This is a genomic window from Spongiimicrobium salis (assembly GCF_043678055.1).
Lineage (GTDB): Bacteria > Bacteroidota > Bacteroidia > Flavobacteriales > Flavobacteriaceae > Spongiimicrobium > Spongiimicrobium salis.
This window is the reverse complement of the sequence record NZ_JBHEQA010000002.1, coordinates 718,739-742,047: the sequence shown is the minus strand read 5'-3', so window position 1 is coordinate 742,047 and position 23,309 is coordinate 718,739. Positions and strand designations below refer to the sequence as shown.

Genomic DNA, 23,309 nt, shown 5'->3' with positions numbered 1-23,309 from the left:
CATCCTAGATTATAATGGGGTATTTTGAGCAAAAGCCCGAATATCTTCCTTAATGTTCAACAGATAATCAATATCGTCATACCCATTACTCATATTACCCTTTTTATAGGCATTGATATCAAAAGATTCTTGTGCTCCGGTACGAAGTATGGTAATGGTTTGTGCTGGAAGGCTGACCTCTATCTCTGTTTTTGGATCTTCCTCCACTGCACTGAAAATTTGATCTAAAAAGCTGGGACTTACTTGTACGGGCAATACCCCAATATTGAGGCAATTGTTTCTGAAAATATCTGCAAAAAAACTAGATACTACACAACGGAATCCGTAATCGTATACCGCCCAAGCGGCATGTTCCCTGGAAGAACCCGATCCAAAGTTTTTTCCTCCCACCAATATTTTTCCACTGTATTTCGGATTGTTCAGTGGGAATGCTTCTTTGGGGTTTCCTTCAGGATCAAAACGCCAGTCCCGAAATAAGTTATCGCCAAATCCTTTGCGTTCTGTTGCCTTTAAAAAACGTGCAGGGATGATCTGATCGGTATCTACATTCTCTATAGGTAGCGGTACCGCTGTTGTTGTTAATATATTGAATTTATCGTATGCCATTTTATTTACTTTTTAATGCGTACTACGCCATTTCTATTTCCATAAGGGTTCTGGGGTCCGTTACTTTGCCCGTAACCGCGGCCGCAGCCGCAACCAAAGGACTAGCTAATAGCGTACGGGAACCAGGGCCTTGCCTTCCTTCAAAATTCCGGTTTGAAGTACTCACTGCATATTTTCCAGCCGGAATCTTATCTTCATTCATGGCAAGACAAGCCGAGCATCCGGGTTCTCTCAATTCAAAACCCGCTTGGGTCAAAATGTCCAAAATGCCTTCTTCTTTTATGGCGGTTTCTACCTGATGAGATCCAGGGACCAACCAAGCCGTAACATGATCTGCTTTTTTACGGCCTTCTACTATGGAAGCAAAAGCCCTAAAATCTTCAATTCTTCCATTGGTACAACTCCCAAGGAATACAAAATCTATTTTTTTGCCCAACATCGCGTCCCCTTCATTAAAGGCCATATATTGAAGGGATTTTTTATAACTGGACACCCCACCTTCCAATGTTTCCGCCGTAGGAATGGCATTTGAAATTCCCATACCCATTCCTGGATTTGTCCCATAGGTAATCATAGGTTCAATGGCACTTCCGTTAAAAGTCAGTTCTTTGTCAAACACAGCACCCTCATCGGTATACAGGGTGTCCCAATAGGCCTTCGCTTTATTCCAGGCTTCTCCTTTGGGCGTAAATTCCCTTCCTTGTATATATTCGAAGGTTTTTTCGTCCGGAGCGATCATTCCTCCACGCGCTCCCATTTCTATGCTCAAATTACAGACGGTCATCCTACCTTCCATGGTCATATTACGGAAAACCTCTCCGGCATACTCTACAAAATAGCCCGTAGCTCCGGAGGTAGATAGTTGGGATATGATAAATAATGCCACATCTTTGGGGGTTACCCCTTTGCTGAGCTTCCCATTGATATTGATGCGCATTTTCTTGGGCTTTGGTTGCATGATGCATTGTGTTGCCAATACCATTTCAACCTCAGAAGTACCTATGCCAAAGGCAATGGCACCAAAGGCGCCATGTGTGGAAGTATGGGAATCGCCACATACAATTGTGGCTCCAGGTTGTGTAATTCCATATTCTGGACCTACGACATGCACAATTCCATTTTTTTCATGGCCCAATCCCCAATAGGAAATGCCATGGGCAGCGGCATTTTCTTCCAATGCTTTTAATTGATTGGCCGATAAAGGATCTTTAACCGGTAAATGCTGATTGATCGTGGGCGTATTGTGATCTGCCGTAGCAAAGGTTCTCTCGGCGTACATTACACCAATTTTACGTTGTTTTAATCCTAAAAAAGCGACAGGACTAGTTACTTCATGTACCATATGACGATCGATGAAAAGAACATCTGGACCATCTTTAATCTGGTGTACCACATGAGAATCCCAAACTTTATCAAATAGTGTCTTTTTCATTTTATATTCTTAAAGAATTAGATTGATTCTATCTTAATTACGGACCCTCTTGAGCATTTGATGAACGGAGGGACCAAAATAAGACGTAAAGCTAAAAAATAGCCCAAAACTGGATGTACCAACCATGCCAAGATTACGATGTCCAAACCTTGTATATGGCCAAAATAGTTTAACATGTAAACCATGGACTTTAACATAACAGTAACTGTTAAAGGGTAGCGGTATGGCTACTTTTGCAAAATAGCGAAGATGAGGACATTTTTTATACACTTTTGACTCTCATGTTCATTAACGATTTCACAATAACTAAAAACTTAAATTTGTCATGAAGAACATCGACTTTAAAGCAGGTACAGGTCTTGCTTTTTTATTTCTTTTATTTTTAACATCAACCCTATCTGCCCAGTTAACATTGCCGGCAACAAGTCCTGAAGCAGAAGTCACCCAGAGAGTGGGTATAACCGATATTACCATCCATTACAACAGACCTTATGTACGAGGAAGAAAAGTATGGGGAGGCATTGTACAGTATGGATTCAATGATCCTGGTTTTGGAACTTCCAAATCTGCACCTTGGAGGTCTGGAGCAGATTACAACACCACTATAGAGTTTACGCATGACGTAAAAATTGAAGGAAATGAGGTTAAGGCTGGAAAGTATGCCTTATTTTTTGCTCCTGAAGAGAATGGGGATGTTACTGGGGTTCTTTCCAGCAACACTACTTCTTGGGGAAGTTTCTTTTATGATGAAAAGGAAGATGTATTGCGCTTTAAGGTAAAATCAAAGGATTTGGAAACTTCAACAGAGATGTTGACCTATGAATTCAATACCGCAGATGCGACTAGTACTGTTGCTTCCTTGGTATGGGAAAAGAAAGAGATTCCATTTAAAATAGAAGTGGATGTTCAGAATATTGTTTTGGAAGGCATTAGCAATGATTTGCGAAACCCTACAGGATTTCAGCAATCTACTTGGGATCAAGCGGCCAACTACGCATTCAATGCAGGAAAATTGGATAAAGCTTTGGAATGGGTAAACAGTTCTATTGAAGGGCAATTTTTTAGCAAGGAGACTTTTGGAAACCTGTCCTTAAAATCACGCATTTTAGCCCAACAAGGAAAAACAGCTGAAGCAGATGCTTTAATGGAAAAGGCAATTCCTATGGGAACTTCTAGAGAAGTATATGGAATAGGAGCACAGTTGCTTGCAGCTGGTGATGCGGATAAAGCATTAAAAGTAATGAAAGCCAACGTTAAAAATAGTAAAGGGGCGTTTCCAAGTAATTTTGGATTGGCTAGAGCCTATTCCGCAAAAAAGGACTATAAAAACGCGATTAAATCCATTACGAAGGCCATTAAAGTAGCGCCGGCTAACTTTAAGCCAAGGTTAGAGGCCAATTTAGCACGTTTAAAGAAAGGTGAGGATATCAATACTCCTGCAAGCTAAGCGATAGCTACCTTCATCAGTATATGAAAAGCCTTGACAATATTTTGTCAAGGTTTTTTTGTAAAAACCAACTAGGAATATTACTTCCTAATAATGACAAACTTCTCCTTTCCCAAAGGTTTGTATAAAAAGTATTGATAACCATATTTTTTTCCGTTGGCCCGGGCGACCAAAGGAGACAACTTTTTCCCTTCGGGAGATATTCTATTTAATAGTACCAAACGTCCATTGGCATATAGATTAAGGTTAAGGTTTTCTTCCAAGGGGAGCATATTTCCTTCACACTTTGTTCTCAGGCCATTGATTCTTTCCTCCGACCGATACCAAGCTTGATCCTCATCATACGTAGCGATAATGATTTCGCTATCCTTTTGATTTCCCATTTCCAAGAATTGATCTATTTTTCCTAAATTCAGTAGATTTCGAAGTTCTTGATAAAATGCGACCACCTCTTTCTTTAATTCTTTTTCATCCATTTTGGAAAGATCTTGGGCATTGCTCCATCCTTCCAACTCAAAGGGCAGATCTTTGACTTCGATCGGAAAAACCTGCTCCCAAAAGGGAACAGCTTGTGGAGGTGGTACAACTTCCAATTCACTGTTGATATAATCGATTTCTCCATCATATCCCAAAGGTTTGTCTTTGTTTTTTATAAAGTCAATAAAGAAAATGTTCCATTTGGAATCTTTGGAACTGTAGACATGCCTTGGCTGTAAAAGTCCATCCTCAGCATCGGGCCTAGGCAAGTATTTTATTTTTAATTCATGATTCCCATTTTCTAACAAATAGGGGTTGAGTTCAATAGTCGTATTCATGCCACTTTCATGGAAACTTGAGATGGGAATATCGTCCAAAAATAGTTCATATGGGGTTTTGGCATTGATATGAACCGCATAGGTAATCTGCTTTTCTTTAGGGGCTATGCTAATTTCCATCATTTCTTCTGTTACTTTTTTTTTATTGTTTTGGGCACAACTCAGGTGCAGTGTTAGTATGAAAAGAAGTCCTATTTTCTTCATTATCCCAAAATATTGATTTTCCATGCTGGTGCGGCATCCAGGATTTTTTTCACCGCTGTAGGTCTACCCGAAGGTGCTTCTGAAGTATCTTCTTCAATAGAGGATTCATCGCGCCTCGCTGCTAATTTCACCCATATTTTCGCATCTAAACCATCAAATTTAAACATGCCTTCACTCTTGTTGGTATTCTTTTCATGTATGATATTGACATGCATTTTGGCCTCTCCACGCACTGCAGCAGAAGCTTCTCCGCCACCAACGCCCTGTATATTGACTTCTAAGTTGACCCCTGCTTCCAACCAAAGTTTAATGTCGATTCGGGAGGCAAGATCACCTCCTCCCCAGCCATCTATAGAGTGATATTCCAAGGCATCTACGGAGAGGTTAAATTGTACTTCAGCGGCAATGTATAGGTAGTAATCAATATGAACGGCACCCAAAGTGAGGTAATTGACACGTTTTACCACTTGACTGATTCTATGCATGGCTTGTCCTATGGGGCCAATGAATTGGGCAAAGTAAAGAAGGTCTACCTTACCTGTAACTCCAAATAATGGACTGGCGGCCAGTTTTACGCTATAATACTTTCCAACACTTCCTTTTTGCGTCTCACTATAAGCATATTTTCCATGAATCCCTCCACTTAAGGAAGGTCGGGATACTTCTATTCTAAAAGGAAAACCTTTACTTTTACGCTGACTGTATCGCCTACTCATTGATCTTGCAACATCCCCGGAAGAAGTTCTGGCCGTCCCGGAAGCTATACTAGCTTCTTTTTCTTCGGTTTCATCAGAAAAAGTCAGTTTTTTGTATAAATCATAGGCTTTAAGGATAAAGTTTATCGCATTGATCAAAGGAAAACCGTCTGCGAACTTTAGCTCTTCTTTAATTCCGTTTTGACTAAACCCAGCTTCAAATTCAAACTTGTATTCCCATTTTCTAGCGTTTGCACGGTCGGTTCTCAAGGCTCCGGCATTTCTCTGATTTTGATTTTTCCTTGTGGTAAAAACACGATACCCATAATTAGGTGTTTGCCTTACATGCACAGGGTTTTTGGCATTGTATTTAAAATTTACCCACCATTCAAAATCCGGGAATACGTGCAAACGAACGACTTGATGTGGGTAACGACAGGTTTGTACAGGAATAAAATAAGGTTGGGCATGTTCATCCTTCATAATGAAATAGCGTACAGCCCAGGCAATATCATAATTGCTGGTCCTTAAGTTGGCCGCTCCCGAAATCGTATTGGCAGCGGTACCCAACCACAATTGCGCTCTGGATTCGTAGTTTCTATTATAACGATACTTCGTTGAAAGCGTAAGGGTGTTATTTTCAATTTTTACATCCTCCTTGGTTATGGACTGGGCAATTAACATGGCTTCATCTATGACAAAAACATCTTCGGAAGATTCATGCTTCGTTCCACCAATGGAAAGACACTCCACGGGCTCACTGCTGCCGGCATGGGTCAATTCCTTCAAGGTGATAATAACATCTGTTTTTTTGGTATCCCCGGCAATTACCCCAAATATTCTTTCCGTATTATCCTCTACCTCTCCGGATTCTTTTTCTTCTAGAACCGTGAAGACCTCTTTTTCCTTTTCATTTACCGTAATGCTGGTATATTTACATGCATAATTATTGGGAATACACTCATGGTTGGTATCCAAAATGCTAGCCATTTGTTCGCCAACCTTTTCTTGGCGTTCCATTTGTATTTCTTCTCCTGTATTATAAAGGACTTTAAAGGTGTTGGTAGATTTTTCAGTGGGAAGTAGGGTTTGTTCATACTCCTTGTTCTCGTTGAAAATTTGACTTGTATTGAATGCTCCTATTAAACTAAGCCTTCTTGATCTGTAATGTCTTATGAGTACTTCTTCATCGTTTGGCGCCTTGATTTCGGTATATCCCTCCCTTGAAGCGAAAGGGGAATAGGGCCTATTGGGAAAACCTTCACCAACAAGACTTGCATTTTTATTCTCAAAGAGTACAGGTGTAATTTCGGCATAGTATTCTTCTACTTCTTTGGGTTCATGGCCTATGGTCTTTCGCCATTCCTCGGAAATTAATATGGATATTTTAGTTACTCCCAGATAACCCTCTACACCTGCCGCTTCCTGTTCAAACTTAAGTTCTTCCCCAACGGCCTCTCCGGTTTTCTTGGAAAAGATGACCACTTTGAACACCCCATAATTATGATAAGGAAGTCTTGGATCGGGAAGTTTATAGGTTTTAAGAAATAAATTGATGGTTTTTCCATATTGCGTAATCGCTACATACTGCTTCTCCGTATTAGAGAAATTACAGAAACCTTTATCGGTAAAACATGCATCCTTGAGGGTAGGGGAGTCCACGAAAGTAAAATATACTCCTTTTGGAATGGCTGCATCCGGCATTTCAGGATAATGAATAAAGGCTTCCAACCAATAAAGTTTACCTACTTGATCTTCATTGTCACTGGTAATCAATACAGTGGGGCTATCTGCATAATCCGTTGTTGTTTCCCCAAGTATTTCCAATGGTAAATCGCGATTTCCCGTCCAGCCTTTTAAATCCCATTCTCCGGTATGTTCATCTTGAACGGCCCATATCCATTTTGCTTTGTGCCGTATTTCATTAGTAGCATTGAAACTTCTTAAGTACACATCAATCCCCATATGGGCCTTATGTCCCAGTTTTATCTTAAGCAGTTTATGTGTGCCATTTTCAATGGCCACATCCTCCTCAAGACTTACACCATCGGATTCATTGATAAGATATAATGTTTCTATTCCAATTTTCATTGAATGTACTTTACTGATCTTTTACGGTTATCCCTTCAAAAGGATCATTACTACTTAGTTCTTCTATATTCACAAGGGGATTCATCTCATGTTGCACATTTTCATCCTCTTCCTGGAAATTGGATTCTTGTGGAGACCCCATTTGACCATTGGTCATAAATTCTACTACGGGACTACCGGCAATAGCACATACGCCTTTGCTCTCTTCCGTTAAAATCATTCCACCGTTCCCCAATTCTACTTTTTCATAGAATCCATCCCATTTTACGATATTGGGAACACAAGGTAAATAACTACTACCAGAAGGTTGAAGCTTACATTGTCCAAAGGTGCCTGCTTCGAATGGGATGGCCAAATCCATCGTATTTCCTACAAGTTTATCACTTCCACCACTATCATTGATATAGTATTTTTTATGGCTCAACACCTTAAATTTATCAGGAGCAAATCCCTGCTTGCATTGGCACATGGCTCCTTGGCATACCAAAAATTTTTCACTGCTCATGAGGATTATCTTTTAAGGGTTTATGGGCTTGGATAAGACTATTTTTTATGAGTTTGTTTCTTTCCGGTAAATAATAGGCTTGAAATTCAAATGACCTTCCCTGATTATTGGGGAGCACAATGCTACTTTTAGCATGGATCGATCGTATAACTCTTGTATCGGTATCCAATTCATATTTTGCCGTCATTTGCCCTTCTGTTTTTTTGGATTGTTCTTTTCCTATAAATATCGGTTCATCCAAACGATGGATAAAGTCTTTTTGGGTGCGTTGATCCGTTAATTCTCCTTCCTGTAATACCGTTATCGTATTAAAAGATGAATATTGGGGATTCACCTTTTGTTGCACGCTATAGGCAACCCCTTTGCAAAAAGGAATCATGGGAATATTCATCGTGCTATTTTTTGAATTCGAAAGGACGTTATAACGTCCATAGATCGGCGCGAAAAAGAATGACAAGAAAATGTTTTGCTCAATAGCCTTGACATAGGAGGAAGGTTCCTTTAAGGTATCCCATGCTTTGGCAAAATAATTGTCGACCACTACACTTTTCTGTGTCATGCTTGTTTTCTTTCTGAGCATTTTTAATTGCTTTATTGCAAAATGCCTACTCTTTATTATTTTTTCGGCCTCATTTCCCGATACCTCTATTTGTAGCGGATATAGAACTTGCCCACATTCATAGGCCAGTTTTTCTGCAACACCACTTGGTTTTTTTCTATTGATAAACACATTTCGCCTATCAAACTGAAAGAGCCAATTTTTAGTGGCATTATCCTTTTTTACCAGCACTTCTATTTCAAACCGAATATGTTGTTGCTCCTTTCCATCCTGATCAAAAACTATGGTAACCCCATAAACTCGTCTAAGATCATGAGGGTTAAGAATTAGGTTATGATCAAGTTGAAATACAGCAGTATCCTTCAATGGGTATAGCGTTAAAATAGTTTTACCTTCTCGTTACTCTGTATATCCACGGATTTTTGAGAAAAGAGCGTCATATTTTTGGAAGTACTGTTTACTACAATTTCTTCCGCTGTATTTTCATGTGCCTTGGATTGTATTCTTGTTTGTTGTTCTATAATTTCATTCTTGTTTTTTGCCTGGGTATTATGATTTTCACCTGCTGTCTGACTCACACTTTTCCCTGCATCGGCCATAATATCCTCAACGGCTTCAAGTTGTATGTTTTTAGCAGAGAGTTTTATGGTTTCTACGGCATTGATCGTGACATTATTGTTCGCATTGATGGTAATGTCATTGTTTAGGGTGTCTATATGGAACAGATTCTCATTTTTATCTTTTATCGTGATCATTTCCCCTCCATCGGTATCTTTTAGTTCAATTATATGGCCACTTCGGGTTTTTATAGCCTTTATATTGTTATCCGGGTCCGAAAAGGAACTATTGGCATTTTTATTATAACCCGCACTAAGCACATAAGGTTTTTCAGGGTCGTTTTCCTCAAAGCCTACCAATACTTCCTCCGTTAGTTCAGGAATAAAATAGAAGCCCTTATCTGCACCAGCGTAGGGAGTTGCCATTTTAATCCATGGCGTGGAAGTTCCCATAGCCTGCTGCCAGCCAAATTGAACTTTGATTCGACCGAGCCCTTCGGGATCCGCATTATCCAATACGATACCTCTTTGGGCGCCAACTTTAGGGATATTGAATATATTACTATATGGTGGATGCTCCGTTCCTTCGGGCACTCCTTGAAAATCATTGGAATAATGCCCGCTATGATCAAAGCGATGGGAGACTTTGGTAATGATATAAGATCCAAAAGGGTCTTTTCGCGTAGGATCACTAAAATTGAGTCCTTCTACAGCCAAAGTATCCCCAACTCTCAAAGATGTCAATTCAGAGGAGCCCGAAGCAATGACCATTCCAGAAGCTTTCCCGTTATTATTTACTTTAGCGGCACGATCTACTCCGCCTTGGCCACTGTATTCTCCTTGATCATGCATCCAATGATAATTTCCTTTCTTGGAAAAAATAGTATTGGATTCTCCCTTAACAGCATTGAGATAGGGATGTGACCCACTAGGCTGAAAAGCAGCGGATTCTGCTTCAAAGGAAGTATTATTGACCCAGTCATGGCCCATGATACCAAATACTTGTTCCTGTAATTTAGTGGACAAATTAAAGGCTTGTATATTCTCTCCATAAACCCCATTTACTTGCTTATTTCCACTATGCCCTATACATAAGTCCTTTCCATTGTCATACATCCAAATGCCGTAACGAGCACACATACGCTGCAAAAAAGCAAAATCACTTTCATTATATTGTACCGTATAAGGCAATTTTATATCAGCTTCACTGCCTATGGCCGTTTTTAACAGACTCGCATTATGGTCTTTAAAGGTATCTGTTGCTACTTGACTAAAGGAAGTTCCTTCCTCGTAACTAAAGCATTGTGTGGATTTTGCCAACAAAATACTTGATCCATATCCCGAAAGCACGATAATTCCCGAGGCGTTATTTCCTTTTTGAAGGTCTACAGAAGTGATGATTCCGGTAAATTCAAGAGCGTTTCCGTCTACACCTATAGATATTTTCTTACCGACAAATTTCATGGAGTTGTCCATTAAAGAACCTCCAAAACCTTCTGTTGCACTTGTTTGAAAAACAACACGAAATGAGTTGTGCGCACCTATAGCTTGATCAATTGCTATACTATAACCTGATTTTGGTAAAAAATCGGTTCCATCAATAAAAATAGTGGTCGTGACAATTTTAGGCATAAAGCTATCTATTTTAAATATTTAAAGTAAACACAAATGGCCAAGAACGCAAATAATTGCGCATAATTTCGTTAAAAAACAGCCTTTTACTACATTTAAAATCGAAGGAAGCCATTCTAGCTGGCACGAAGATTTGTTTATGGATACAAATAAGGCATTGGCCCATTGTTACCAGAATTCCAGTATATGCAAGTTTTAGATGGGTTGATGCAATATAGCGTTACCGCATTTTGCTTTACACATAAAAAATACGGAAAGGTAAAACATTGGCTGATTTAGCTTTTAGCCCTATCAATACTTCCTTTTTTAAATGATCCCAATCCGCTTCATCATATTTGGCCGCTGCATTTTTATGAACATAAATATCTGTCGTTGGGGTATAGCCCACTCCATGCTCTAGGGCAACCATTGTCCCTCTTTCAATGACCACTTTTGTAATACTATTTTTGTAAATATTATAGCAATACTGAATGATATCTTGTCGGGTGACAATTCTTCCTTTGGACAGTACGTGTTCCCTATATGCATAGATTTTCTCGCTAGGGGCTGGTTCATCTTTCCCACCCGTAGTACCGGTAATCAACGCAATGGAATTGGGGACGAAGGCTGTTCCGGTATATTGGTGAAGCCGCACATAAGGATTTATTTTATTGGCACGTTTACCCGCTGTAGTCCAGTAGGAAGCAAATACGGTTTCATCTTTATTTTTATCAATACTGTTCTTGTTAATGATCAAATAGGGAATCTTATTTTTGGTAAAATCCTGTAGTTCAATTTGTTGTTCTATCCTGGAAATGATTTGTTTTAAATCTTTTAAATTGGAGTTGATGAAATCGTCATTGATCGCAGAAAAAGCAACGCCATCCTCTTTTAAAAGGTCTAGCGTGTAGTTTAAGAGTTCTGAAGCATCGCGTTCATCAAAACGGGAAACTCCGCCATACCTCAGATAAGCCTGCGCTTTATTTTGATCATTTTTGTCACGATCTTGAACGTAGTAGTAGTTGCCGCTATCACCCTCCACCTTCTGCACATCAAAGAAAAAATCATCACCTACATCTAGCGGTAAGATATTAAAATAGGGTTGTAGCCTTCTATTGATGTGAAAGGGTCTTTTGTTCAAGACAGGAAAGGCATTGATGTGACAATGCAAATTTTCCAACATTTGCGAGGAGACTACTGTAGAGAAGGATATCTTGATCCAAATAAGTTCGTCCTGAAATACGTCTAAGGATTTTGCGGACAGAAAATCGGCAAAATTTTCAGGATATTTTTTTTGATGTTCAGCAACTGGAATTTTACTATCAATGGTATAAAAATGGTCTTCATAGAATTCTTTGATATAATTTTGATAGAATTTTCCTTTGCTCTGGATAGATTCATTGATATAAGCACTAATATCGTCTTTATGGGCATTCTTTTCATGGTATCCCTTTACAATACGAAGTTTTTCATTATTTAAGGTCCAATGTGAAATTCCCAAATGATGGGTCAATAGCTCTTTTTGAGAAAAATTCAATAGATCAAAATAGCATAGCAACTGTTCTAAATAGGCGATTTCCTTTCCCGTTTGAATTCCTAAGTACATACAAGAATTCTCTGGATTTCCCATAAAATCCCCGGCCGTGAATAGGGGAGAGGGCCTGTGGTCTTTATAGGAAACTATCTTATCTGGATATGCAATATAGCGCAATTGACAATCATTGAGCTTAAAGCTTCCGGCTGGGCAAAAGAAAAAATCCTCAAAATCGCTTTTTCCATGTTCACGAAAAAGAGGCATACGCTTGCGATGATAGAAAAGGGATCGTTCATTGATATCGATCTGATCTTCCGTAGGAACAGCATGTAAAATGGCATGGGCAGGCTGTGCAGCAACCGATACTTCAGGGGTTAGTAAGTCTACAAGACGTTCTGTAATTCGCGTTCTGCTCGATTTTATACTATCAGAGACGCGTTCAAACTCATGTGCGCAGGCATCAAAAAGAATACTTACAATGGGGTCAAAGGAATATTCTATTTCCATTTCGTCCATACCCCAGGTCTCGGCGGCTCTTCGAATCAGTCGTTCTTTTATTTCTTCTTTTGTTAGGCTTTTCATGCGCCAGAATTTATTTATAGGATAATGGGGCTAAATAGTAATCTCCAACAAAACTATAGGGTTCGTCGGTTTTGACAATGGTGCCCCGGATATGAATATTCAAATATTTTTTTAAGCGCACGGCCTTGGATTTTCCAGAAACGCGCTCCCTTAAATCGATGGCTAAATCAACCTTGGTCAAACGTTTTTCATAGACCTGTATTTGCTGGATCAATGACTTTTTTATGCGCTCTTTTAATACATTGGCATTAATCAAAAGATCAAAATCGGATTCCCAAATTTCACTGCCAAAATTATCATCAAAACTATACTCCTCAAAATAGGTGGTGATAATAATACTGATAAACTGCGAAATAGATTCTTGTAAACTAATTTTTTTGAGCTCTTTCTTTTCAAAAAAACGTTTAAAATCCAATGGCGCTTTATAGTAGGGTTTGGTCATTTGAATCGTATTTAAGGAATAAGGTTAAAAACAACTTCGTTATTCTTCAAGTGCACTTTTACTGTTTGTGGGGCTTTAATTTCTCCAGAAATAATCATTTTGGATAAAGGGCGTTTTAATCTATTTCGAATTACTGCTTTTAGGGGACGTACACCATAGGTGGGAGAAAAACCTTCCAAGGATAAATGGGTTTTCGTTGCATCATCTATCTCTAAAGTAATGCCCAAACGACTTGTTAAAGTCAACAGTTCTTTCTTTAAGTGCAAATTGAAGATCTGAGGTGCGATTTCCTTTGAAATAGGAGCAAAAGGAATAATTTCGGTTATTCTTCCTAAAAATTCTGGCCTAAAATAGGGAGCCATAATTTCAAGAATCTCATCAGAGGTAGGCGTTTTTCCATCCTGAATAGCGTTGGCAATGAATTCAGAACCAATATTGGAGGTAAAAAGGATAACGGCATTGGAGAAATCCCCAACTTTACCCAGTCGATCACTCAATTTTCCTTCATCCAATATTTGCAAAAAGACATCAAAAACCGATTGATGTGCTTTTTCAATTTCATCAAACAATACAATGGAATAGGGTTTCTCCCTAATCTTATTCACTAGCATTCCACCTTCTTCATAACCTACATAACCTGGAGGTGCTCCATATAAGAGGGCGGCAGAATGTTCTTCCTTAAATTCAGACATATCAAAACGCACAATGGCACTTTCATCATTAAAAAGGAACTCGGCCAAGGATTTTGCCAATTCTGTTTTTCCAGTTCCCGTGGGCCCGGAAAAGAAAAAAGATCCAATGGGTTGCCCTGCTTTAGACAATCCTGATCTGGATTCAATGATGGCCTCGGTAACCGTTTTTACTGCAATATCTTGTCCAATTACCCTTTGCTTTAACGTATCTTCCATTTCAAGAAGCCTGTCTTGTTCCTGTTTTTGGACCTTTCCTGCGGGAATACCGGTGATATTGGAAACCATAGCCGCCAAATCATCTTCGGTAATGGCATTTATTTCTTGTTCGGAGTATACTTTAATGGAAGCGAACAGCGCATTGAGATACTCCTTTTTTTTCTGATATGTGGGAAAGGACAAAGCATCTTCGGTATCATATTTTCCCAATACGATAGGGCTTAATTTATTTTTGAGGCCTACGTAGATCCAGTTGACTTCCTCCAGCAATTCATCCTCGGATAGCGCCGTTTCTTTTTGTATCAGGGCATTCAGTTTTTCTTGTAAATCTGCAATGTCCCCCGGAAGCGACTGTTTGGATACGTTGGCTGCGGCCATGGTACGATCTACTAAATCCAATGCAGCATCTGGTAAACTCCTTTCCTTAAGATATCTTTTTGAAAACTGTATGGCTTCCTTCAGGGCAGGATCGGATACTTCTAAACGATGATGCTTGCTATACGTCTCTCCCACATTTTTTAAAATCCGGAAAGCCAGATTGTCATTTGGTTCTTCCAAAATGACAGCTTCAAACCGTCTGCTCAAAGCGTCATCTATGGCAATATGTTTTCTATAAAGATCGGCAGTCGTAGCTCCAATAAATATAATTTCGCCCTTACTCAAGGCTGCAGTAAAAACATTTAGAATGCCCTGACTCATGCCTGAATCCTGCAATAAGGTATGGAAATTATCGATGACCAAAATAGGTCTGTCCAACACTTTCGCTTCGTTAAAGATATGCTGCAATCGATCTTCAACCTCTCCCTTATAGGATGCTCCAGCAAGTAGGGCAACGGAATCAATTTCCAATAGGGTTGCTCCGCCCAGTGTTTCTACAATATTTCCTGCTGCTATTTCCATAGCTAAATTGTGAATCAAAACGGTTTTACCTACTCCAGATTCACCTTGTATAATGACATTTGGCTTGGATTTTCGGCTTAAGATTTCGGTAATCTTTTTTAATTCACGATCGCGAGGCACCAAATGGGCATAACGATCTTTGCCTACTTCTTCTAGAAGATCCAAGGTATATTTTTTTAGAAAATCGCTTGATGTTTTAGACGGTTTTCCTTTGGGCTCGGGCCCTGAATGAAGCGATGGCCTACCTGAGGGTTTTACCTGGTCCATAAGTTCATGTGGACTTACAGGTAATGATTTTAATTGATCATAATTGAAACCTACCCCGGGAGTTATGGCGGCAATAAATACAGCAAGGATATCTATTTCCTCTTTACCAAGAGTGGTCGTGATGCTTTCTGCTTCAATAAAAATAGCCTTTGCGCCCGAATCAGCTTCAATCTTGGGTTTTCTGGAAGATCTTTTGGGGTAAGAAGCGATATTTACTTCTGCCCATTCTTCAATAAAATACACATCAACACCAGTATCGTGAAGATACCGTAATAAAGAAAGATCTCTGTTCAAAGAAGCTTTTATGATATGGGCAGGACCAAAGCTTTCTTGCTGATGCTCTTCTGCAATCTGCCGTGCAATATGTATGGCCTTATCTACTTCTTCCGTATTCATCTAAATAAGGTTTAATTTAAACGACGTGCTAAATCCAAAGCCTTTTCCAATTGCTTAATTTCCCGTTCATATTCTTCCAATTGATCATTTAGGGCATCAATGTCATTTCTGGCATTCTCCACCTGTTTTAAATTGCGCTTGGAATCCATGAGCTTCTTGTAGGTAAGAATCAAGTTTTCATACATGGTCTTATCGTCCAAGGAATCCTTGGGGATACTACTTTTAATATTGATCAGATCTGCATTGATGGATTGTTCCAAAAAGAAATATCCTTCCTGTGTTTTGTCCAGTGAATCTATGAGGACATCCACTTTTTCCAATTCTTCAATAAATTTCTTTTGGTATCGGAATTCAAATTGAATTTTTTGATTCTCGGCACGCAGTACCGCATTCTCTTTCCAAGGAAGCCTATAACTGAAAAAAATACCAACAAATAAGATGCCTACGGTGATAACAAACATCAATAGAAAAAGCAAAAATGAGGATACGCGTTCTTTTTTATTTAAGATCTCCATACAAATATTGATTTATTCCGCTAAAAAGGAAGTTCCCCTGGATTTTCCGGATTTTTGATCTACTTTATTTTCATTGACAAATATGCCCATATCCCTTCTTTTTCCAATATAATCTACTTGTGTAAGAATGGTGAACAGTCGATCAATGGTATTCATAAAAGCACTTAGCGCCTGTATATTCTGATTGATGTCTAGATGTGCGTATTCCAAATTGATAATATCAGTAAAAAGTTTCTCATAATCGCCTCCTTTTAAATCGGTCCATTCCCCAAAGTAATTGAAAAGTTCCTCCTTGTTTTGCGGAGAGGAAACGTCTACAGAACCTTTAAACAGGCGGGCAAAACTCACAAGGACTGCCATAAGTTTTTTGGGATGCAAATGGTATTCCTCCCACTTTACCATGGTAATTTGCTGGGCCAAGTAAGCATATATCTTGTCAACCACAATATGCATGGCATCTGCAATAGGATTGTCGCTTTGCTTGGTCATGATTTTTTGTACGATCAAAATGGCATTTCGTTCTGCCATCTTCAAAAAGCTTTCCGTTTCGTTGTAGAAATCGATCAAGCTTGAATGTGCACCCAAGGTTGTTGCCGGGGGAATATAGGCAGTATCGGTGATTAGAGCATTTCCATCTTTAATTATTTTGGCGATGGGAATTTGGTTTCCACCCAAGTCAGATTTTGCCAATTGCTGTGCATTGGCAAAAGTGAAATAATGACCGTCTGTTAAAAAAGGATGTCTTGGAGGAATCTCCTTAGGATCTTGTTCTCCAAAAGCAATGGGGTTTTCAACGTCTAAATTCAATAAGACGTACCCTTCTTCCAACTTTTTATCGGCAAACTCTTCAACAATAAGTTCTTGCTTTACTGCGGGAGTCTGTTCAGTAATCGCTATCCTATTTCCATTTGGAGTGATAGCCCTTAATTTTTTAATGGAAATCTTAAGGCTTTTATGGGCATCAATGTTTACCGCAAATTCATGTGGTTCACTAAGATAAGCGGCCAAAAGCCCGTACCCATGACGATGCATATGTACACTGGAAACATCTTTACTTCTATTGGCGGCATAATCCTGAAGGTTCTGAAAATGCTCCTTGGAGATTTTCATACCGTCAATCCAATTTATTTTAAAATTCTTAAGGTCTTCTATCATAATGTGGTTGTTTAGATACGCTGACAAACAACGATATCCCCATCTTTTAAATTATTCTGTTCTACAGTAAGTTCAGAGTCAATATGTCTGGAAGCACCGTACCATTTTGGTTTGGTGTAAAAATACCACCCATAGGGATCACCGGAATCTTCTGTAAGCTCAATTTTTGTTGTCGTTTTTTTAACGTTATAATCATTAATAAAGAAAAAGAAAAGCCTGCCATAATTCATATCCTTAGGGGCTTTGGCCTTAAAACTCGTTACATGACTTTCCTTAGCGTTTTTATGAAACATAAAGTTAAGCACGATCATATTCTTTAATTCATAATGATATGGGGTTTCATATTTTTTTTCCAATGGATAATACCATTTATAGTACAACTTTACAGGTATGGATACTGAATAAAGATACAGGATAAAGAAACAAGTAGGAAGTAAGAATGCTGCAACGGTCAAAAAATAATAAGGTAAATAGGCTAAATCATTGAAAAATGCCGAAATCATAATAATGGGAACAACAAGTACAAAACCGGTAATCATTGCAAATAAAATTTCTTTAAACTTATTCTCTGTATCGAACTTTTTAAAACTCCAACGAAAGAAAAATACGTGAAGTCCTCCCAAAATCAGCGAAAAGAACAATAATGAAAAGTGTCGTAATACCACCCCAGTTTGTTTTAAGTTGTACAGGATTGCAACAACTATGGAAACAACGAGAATATTAATGAACAAATAGAAATAATACTTTTTACGTTGAGGCTTGTAACCCGGCGTTTTCGATGCCAATAAACGCAGGATAAGAAGTACAAGTACTACAATGATCGCAAAGGGAACCAATGCTTCAAAACTGATCAGGTTTTTCAAATAACTTCTTGACATACTCCCTATATTGTTGCAGATATTCCAAGTCTAGATGCATATACATCCTCACTCATTACAAATTGTTGTTTTTTCTTTGCTAGGGTAAAATCTACCTCATAGCTAGCTTCAAAGGGCAAGGTATGTTCCAAGAAAAAGAGCACTACAGATCTAATACGGCCATTGGGTAGGTAATCTTCAATATTTTTCGGTTGTTTAATATCTTTTATGGTGAAAATATAGTGTGGTAAATAGGTTTCTCCACTGCCTGAAGTCGCTAGGTTTACGCCCAACCGTAGTTCAGTCTTATTTTTATGATCTGTGGTGTTCAAAGTAGAAAAGCGCTTGCTCACTGTAATGTTTTCTTGAATTATGGTTTCTAGTATTCTGGTTAACAACGGCAAATTTCCAGCAATCTTATGCATAAAAGGCATGGTTTTTAGAATTTTTGCCGCCATAATTTTAGGAAATTTTGGATCTATGTTCCATAGATTGGTCAAAAAATTGATTAATTCCGAACTTCCCAAAGACTTAAAGATATCATTTTCTTCGTTTTCAACCGTAACTTTCTGAAGAAAGAATTCCTCTTCGAGCGGACTAAAAAACTTACGTGAATGTTGTTCTTCCTGTTTACGATTTTTATAATCGTTCACCATGGTGTTCACATCGTGAGTGCTACTATAAATGGCATGAAAGAAACGTTCTGGAAAGATATCATATAAACTACGTCTGCTCAAGGAAATATGATGTAGGGTTGGGCTGTCCAAATCCTCTAAAATGTTGACGATATCATGACTGAAGCGGCGTTTAAAATAATCAGAAAAAGCAAACTTAAGAGGAGTTTTGCCTTCTAAGTAAGAGGCAAAGGTTTCCGCTTTGATGTCAAAACCCAAATCTAAAACTTGATCTTTTATATTTTTCCCTGATGCGTTTGCCATGAGTCTATTTTTTCAATAATCGAGCAGAAGCTACATATTTATCCTGCCAGTAATCACTATTGAGATCCACGATTTCTACCCCCCTAGGGGAATTGGAACCAAGAAATTTACCATTTTGAAGATAAATACCAACATGGGAAACCACCTTATCTTTATGACGCAATCTAAAAAAAATAAGATCGCCCTGTTTCAAATACTTTTGATTTCTAAAATGTGCTTTGGTATCTACATAGAACTGTTCTATAGAGGTTCTGGGAAGTTCTTTTTCATAGACATCTTTGTAAACTTGCTGTACAAATGAAGAACAATCTATGCCGTTTTTTGTAGTACCGCCCCATAAATAGGGAACCCCCAACCATTGATTAATGGTGCTGTAGAGTTTTTCATTTTCTAGATCGGTCACAGAGATCCCCAAAAGATCGGCAAAGCGTTTCCTTTCTTCTGTGGTGAGATAGAGAGGTTCCTTGCTTGCAATCTCTTTTTGCTTTACAGTGGTCCCTTTTTCACCTTCCTGTTCTTTGGCCTTGGTGAGTTCTTCCTTATAATATGCATAATCCACACTGTCAAAAGTTTTTCTGGAACAACTTAAAAGAAATACAATAACTAATAAAAACAATAGTTTTACGTTCATAAAAAGATTTGTATTTTTAAAATTGGATAACACGTCTTACATACATTTGGTGGAACAATGAGTAACAAAAGTATAAAAACACACTTTGATCGTAACGTATTTATTACTTTTTTAGTATTGATTATTTTCGGATCGTCACTATTATCTTTCAAAATGAATACGACAGTAGATTGTTCTGCAATTGACTTTGAGATCATATCTACTTCGTTTACTACGGAGGACCTCATTGAATTTAAGAGTACTGACCCGGCAGCAGTGGATTGGACCTGGGATTTTGGAGATCGTTCAACACCAGTTTTTCGTTCCAACGTAGTCCATAGATACAAAAACCCAGGAACCTATACGGTGACCTTGGAAAGTAATGGCAAGTGTGTAGCAAGCAAGGAAGTTGTGGTATCTAAGCGAAGAATGCTGATTTCCCCTGAATTAATTCCAGAGATTATCCTTCCGAAAAATGTTAGGGTTGGCGATGAAGTCGTATTTTCCAACAATTCATCATTCGCTAAGTCATGGCAATGGAGTTTTGGGGAAACCTTGGCCATAGATGGTAGGGATAGGGAAGAAAAGTATACGTTTAAGACGCCTGGAGAAAAAACAATTCTATTGGTGGTCAATGGAGATTTAAGACATGAGGCCAAGCAACGGATAACGGTACTTCCAGCTAAAAAGAAGAAAAAGAAAAGAGTTATCAAGAACAAGGTTGACCCTATTGAAACTGTACTTAAAGATATTGATGATAAACCGGAAGAACCAGTGATTCCCGATGCTCCCGTAGAAGAAGAACCTGAGAGAATTGTAGTGTCATCCGATGAAATTCGTCAATTGCTACTCGACTATTCCAAAAGAAAAGTAGATGATTTAAGTATTCGAAATTATTTCTGCTACAGTAATATTCCTGTGTTTAACAAAAAGGGCACGCGATTTACGGTGAGTCAACTATTTGGCCAAATTCGCGATGTAAGGGTCGAAGTCAAAAACCTTCGCTTGATCAAGGACTCCAAGACGGGGTGCATTAAAAGTATGACCATAGATATGCGCACCAAAAAGGGTGTTTTTTGGAAAAGTTTCTAAGGAATTCCATACTTCGAAGAAAATCTTCCATTCTTAACCGCAATCACATTGTAAAACTATGATTTAGTAGTGCTTAGCGCTAGATATTTTATGGGCAGCCCATGTTTTTTATCGAAAAAATTTTGCGTTCTATAGGAGGTTTGCTACTTTAGACATGTCCTTATGTGACGTTATATATATTTAATCAGGTAGTATTTACCACAAAAACAATTTATTATGTCTTTTAAAGCAAAATTAAAAGTAGGAGGCAAAGAGTTTAATGTTTTGCATTGCTCTTATGACCTGACCCAGGAAGTAGACCCCACAGGAAGACCCTCTTCCGTAACTAGAGGTGGGCGAATTTATTTAACTATTGAATCTACCGGGGACACTGGTTTTTTCGAATGGATGTGCAACAACTTTGAACGAAAAGATGGTAGTATCGTATATATAAAACGAGATACAGATGCCACCTTGAAAGAAGTTAACTTTGTAGAGGGATATATGATCAAGTACAAAGAGAATTTTGAGGCTTCAGGGCAAAATCCATTTACGGAAACCGTATGTATCTCCGCAAGAAGTATAGGAGTGGGTAATGGAGAGCACGTTAATGAATGGGTATAACCTTAAATAAAATTTAAACTGAATTTGAAAAGGAGGCATACTAAGGCCTCCTTTTTACGTTTTATAATGGATTATATACCTTGCGAGTATACATTTTTTCATTAAATTTAACACATAAAACAATATTTTATGGCAAATAATAACTTAGGTATTGGTGGAATTGAAGTAAAAGGCGATGCCAGTGAAGCCCTAAATGAAATTCCGCAGAACCGTACACTTATAGCAGGAAAATTGACGCCCAATGCTCCGGTAAAACCTCAGGTTGTAGAGGGGTTGAATACGATAGATGATATTTTCGAACATTTTGACCCAGAATTAAAAATACCCTTTGAAGGAAAGGATGGGGGAACAGTGAATGAAACCCTGAAGTTTAGCAATCTTGGGGATTTTGGTAAGAAAGGTGTGGTGAATAACAGTGTTTTCTTGAAAGAATTGGAAATAGAAAGTGATCAATACAAAAAAATTATCAAGCAACTAAAGACCAATAAGATTTTGAAAGCGGCATTAGAGGATGCCGATGCCAAAGAAGCCCTTATTGAGACTTTAGATGCCCTGATCAACGAAATTAAAACGACCAAATAATATTACAGCTAACAATATGGCCAATACATCCAATAATAAACAATCTTCGAAGTCAAGCGATAAACCTTTTATCGATCAGATTAAGGAAAAAGCAGATGCACTAGCAAAATATGGAGGCTTTGACCTCTTGGAATCTGCTATTGATGATGTACAAAATTTAAATCCCGAGCGTAAAGCACGACGAAAAATGTTCTTAACAGAGAACAATAAAAAACAAGAACGTGAAGCGCTTCAGAAAATATTGGAACTATGGTCCGATACCTTAAAATCGGGCGATGATATTATTGCACAGGTGCAAGCGGCCGATGATAAGGCCAAAGAATCGGAAGATGTGCTAAAGAAAAATTTAAAATTGGCTTTGGATGAGACAAGGGAATTGGAAACCTCCTATCGATCCGTGGCTCTTTTCTTTAAAAATACTGACCAGCCCTCATTAAAAAATGTTTCCATAATCAATGCAGAATTGGACCAATTGACCGATTTGGACAATACGCGTTTCTTTGATCATATTCAAGAAGAATTGGTATCTAAATATGATCGTTTGGATCTTAGGGAGAATTACTCTTTAATGGTACTTCCCGGTTATTTGGGCTCTAAATCGGTTGTGGATAAATGGGCCAAGGTCGCCCATGATAATAAAGTGACCTTAATAACGGATTTTGCGCATTTGGATGAACCGGACGATGTGATGGAAATGTTTCAAAGTGCCAATCTTGCTAGTGGAGACGCTTATCTTTCCAATACCATAATGACCTGTAATTGGTTGGTAGGAAGAGGTAAAAATGAAGATGTAGGAGAAGAAGATGATGTTCATGTTCCTCCTTCAGGCGCTTTAGCAGGAAAAATATATAAAACCCTGATGTCCCAGGTTACCGCAGGAAAAAAACACGGAGGCTTAAGTGAAGTGGATGGTGTTCGCTTCGACTTGAAGAAAAGTGAGATTGCCAATTTGGAGAACCTCGGATTGGTGCCTATGGTCAATGAATATGGAAAAGTCATGGCTTTTTCTGCCAAAACACTTTTTAATGGGGAAAACCTTGGCCTGCAGACCTATTCCGTGGTACGTGTATTTGATTACGTCACTAAGGTACTTATGGATTTCTTAAATCGTAGGGCTTTTGAAAACTTTGATGCCAGGACACGAAAAGAAATACACAGCCAAATTGTACGTTTCCTGGATGGAATTACCGGCCCGGGAAAATTGATTGAAAACTTTGAGGTAAAGCGTTTTGAACAAGATCCCAATCAAAAGGATCGCATCCATTTGGATGTACGTCTTAAGCCTTATTTTCCTGCAAAGAATTTCTTGATCAAAATGGATGGTCAAAGAGGGGACGAAGGTGCCGAATGGGATACGGATTATGAACAACAATAAGGTAATGGATTAACTAAAGACCCAAATCTAA

General features: G+C 38.5%; 20 protein-coding genes. 5 read left to right on the top strand and 15 right to left on the bottom strand.

Features of this window, described 5'->3' with window-relative positions; all coding sequences use genetic code 11:
* Positions 1–9 precede the first annotated feature (9 nt).
* The gene (gene leuD / locus ACEXOE_RS12555) at positions 10–606 is read right to left on the bottom strand and encodes a 3-isopropylmalate dehydratase small subunit (protein ID WP_394749154.1); all 597 of its coding nucleotides are present in this window, start codon (positions 604–606) and stop codon (positions 10–12) included.
* Positions 607–628: 22 nt separating this feature from the next.
* A complete protein-coding gene (gene leuC, locus ACEXOE_RS12550) occupies positions 629–2,038 on the bottom strand; it encodes a 3-isopropylmalate dehydratase large subunit (RefSeq protein WP_394749153.1) in 1,410 nt (469 codons plus the stop codon).
* Positions 2,039–2,363: 325 nt separating this feature from the next.
* Here leuC and ACEXOE_RS12545 point away from each other — a divergent pair, with 325 nt between their 5' ends.
* Positions 2,364–3,485, top strand: coding sequence for a DUF2911 domain-containing protein (locus ACEXOE_RS12545; protein ID WP_394749152.1), 1,122 nt, complete (start codon positions 2,364–2,366; stop codon positions 3,483–3,485).
* Positions 3,486–3,565: 80 nt separating this feature from the next.
* Here the strand turns inward: ACEXOE_RS12545 and ACEXOE_RS12540 are convergent, their stop codons facing one another.
* From ACEXOE_RS12540 to ACEXOE_RS12480, 13 genes are all read right to left on the bottom strand, one after another.
* On the bottom strand, positions 3,566–4,504 hold the full coding sequence (locus tag ACEXOE_RS12540) for a hypothetical protein (protein ID WP_394749151.1): 939 nt from the start codon (positions 4,502–4,504) through the stop codon (positions 3,566–3,568).
* A complete protein-coding gene (locus ACEXOE_RS12535) occupies positions 4,504–7,290 on the bottom strand; it encodes a hypothetical protein (protein WP_394749150.1) in 2,787 nt (928 codons plus the stop codon). Before ACEXOE_RS12535 ends, ACEXOE_RS12540 begins: the two co-directional genes overlap by 1 nt.
* Before the next feature lie 10 nt (positions 7,291–7,300).
* Positions 7,301–7,795, bottom strand: coding sequence for a DUF4280 domain-containing protein (locus ACEXOE_RS12530; protein WP_394749149.1), 495 nt, complete (start codon positions 7,793–7,795; stop codon positions 7,301–7,303).
* Positions 7,785–8,720, bottom strand: coding sequence for a hypothetical protein (locus ACEXOE_RS12525; RefSeq protein ID WP_394749148.1), 936 nt, complete (start codon positions 8,718–8,720; stop codon positions 7,785–7,787). Before ACEXOE_RS12525 ends, ACEXOE_RS12530 begins: the two co-directional genes overlap by 11 nt.
* An 11-nt stretch (positions 8,721–8,731) precedes the next feature.
* A complete protein-coding gene (locus ACEXOE_RS12520; protein ID WP_394749147.1) occupies positions 8,732–10,543 on the bottom strand; it encodes a type VI secretion system Vgr family protein in 1,812 nt (603 codons plus the stop codon).
* Positions 10,544–10,778: 235 nt separating this feature from the next.
* Positions 10,779–12,638 carry a hypothetical protein gene (locus tag ACEXOE_RS12515; RefSeq protein WP_394749146.1) on the bottom strand — a complete coding sequence of 620 codons (1,860 nt, stop codon included), beginning with the start codon at positions 12,636–12,638 and terminating at the stop codon, positions 10,779–10,781.
* 10 nt (positions 12,639–12,648) lie between these two features.
* Entirely contained in the window at positions 12,649–13,080 is a 432-nt protein-coding gene (locus ACEXOE_RS12510) for a GPW/gp25 family protein (protein ID WP_394749145.1), read from the bottom strand.
* Between the two features lie 11 nt (positions 13,081–13,091).
* On the bottom strand, positions 13,092–15,551 hold the full coding sequence (locus ACEXOE_RS12505) for an AAA family ATPase (protein WP_394749144.1): 2,460 nt from the start codon (positions 15,549–15,551) through the stop codon (positions 13,092–13,094).
* A gap of 11 nt (positions 15,552–15,562) precedes the next feature.
* Positions 15,563–16,066, bottom strand: a complete 504-nt coding sequence (gene tssO, locus ACEXOE_RS12500) for a type VI secretion system TssO (protein WP_394749143.1) — start codon at positions 16,064–16,066, stop codon at positions 15,563–15,565.
* A 12-nt stretch (positions 16,067–16,078) separates the two neighbouring features.
* A complete protein-coding gene (locus ACEXOE_RS12495; RefSeq protein ID WP_394749142.1) occupies positions 16,079–17,221 on the bottom strand; it encodes a hypothetical protein in 1,143 nt (380 codons plus the stop codon).
* Between the two features lie 11 nt (positions 17,222–17,232).
* Positions 17,233–18,099 (bottom strand): TssN family type VI secretion system protein, encoded by an 867-nt coding sequence (locus ACEXOE_RS12490; protein ID WP_394749141.1) that lies wholly within the window; start codon positions 18,097–18,099, stop codon positions 17,233–17,235.
* A gap of 5 nt (positions 18,100–18,104) precedes the next feature.
* Positions 18,105–19,016, bottom strand: coding sequence for a hypothetical protein (locus ACEXOE_RS12485; RefSeq protein ID WP_394749140.1), 912 nt, complete (start codon positions 19,014–19,016; stop codon positions 18,105–18,107).
* A 4-nt stretch (positions 19,017–19,020) separates the two neighbouring features.
* Positions 19,021–19,647: a C40 family peptidase gene (locus ACEXOE_RS12480; protein WP_394749139.1), complete on the bottom strand. Its 627-nt coding sequence runs from the start codon at positions 19,645–19,647 to the stop codon at positions 19,021–19,023.
* A gap of 153 nt (positions 19,648–19,800) precedes the next feature.
* Here ACEXOE_RS12480 and ACEXOE_RS12475 point away from each other — a divergent pair, with 153 nt between their 5' ends.
* From ACEXOE_RS12475 to ACEXOE_RS12460, 4 genes are all read left to right on the top strand, one after another.
* Complete coding sequence (locus ACEXOE_RS12475; protein ID WP_394749138.1) at positions 19,801–20,718, top strand: PKD domain-containing protein; 918 nt, start codon at positions 19,801–19,803, stop codon at positions 20,716–20,718.
* A 216-nt stretch (positions 20,719–20,934) separates the two neighbouring features.
* A complete protein-coding gene (gene tssD / locus ACEXOE_RS12470; protein WP_394749137.1) occupies positions 20,935–21,321 on the top strand; it encodes a type VI secretion system tube protein TssD in 387 nt (128 codons plus the stop codon).
* A 129-nt stretch (positions 21,322–21,450) separates the two neighbouring features.
* Complete coding sequence (locus ACEXOE_RS12465) at positions 21,451–21,903, top strand: hypothetical protein (protein WP_394749136.1); 453 nt, start codon at positions 21,451–21,453, stop codon at positions 21,901–21,903.
* 16 nt (positions 21,904–21,919) lie between these two features.
* Entirely contained in the window at positions 21,920–23,278 is a 1,359-nt protein-coding gene (locus ACEXOE_RS12460) for a DUF5458 family protein (protein WP_394749135.1), read from the top strand.
* The last annotated feature ends 31 nt before the right edge of the window (positions 23,279–23,309 follow it).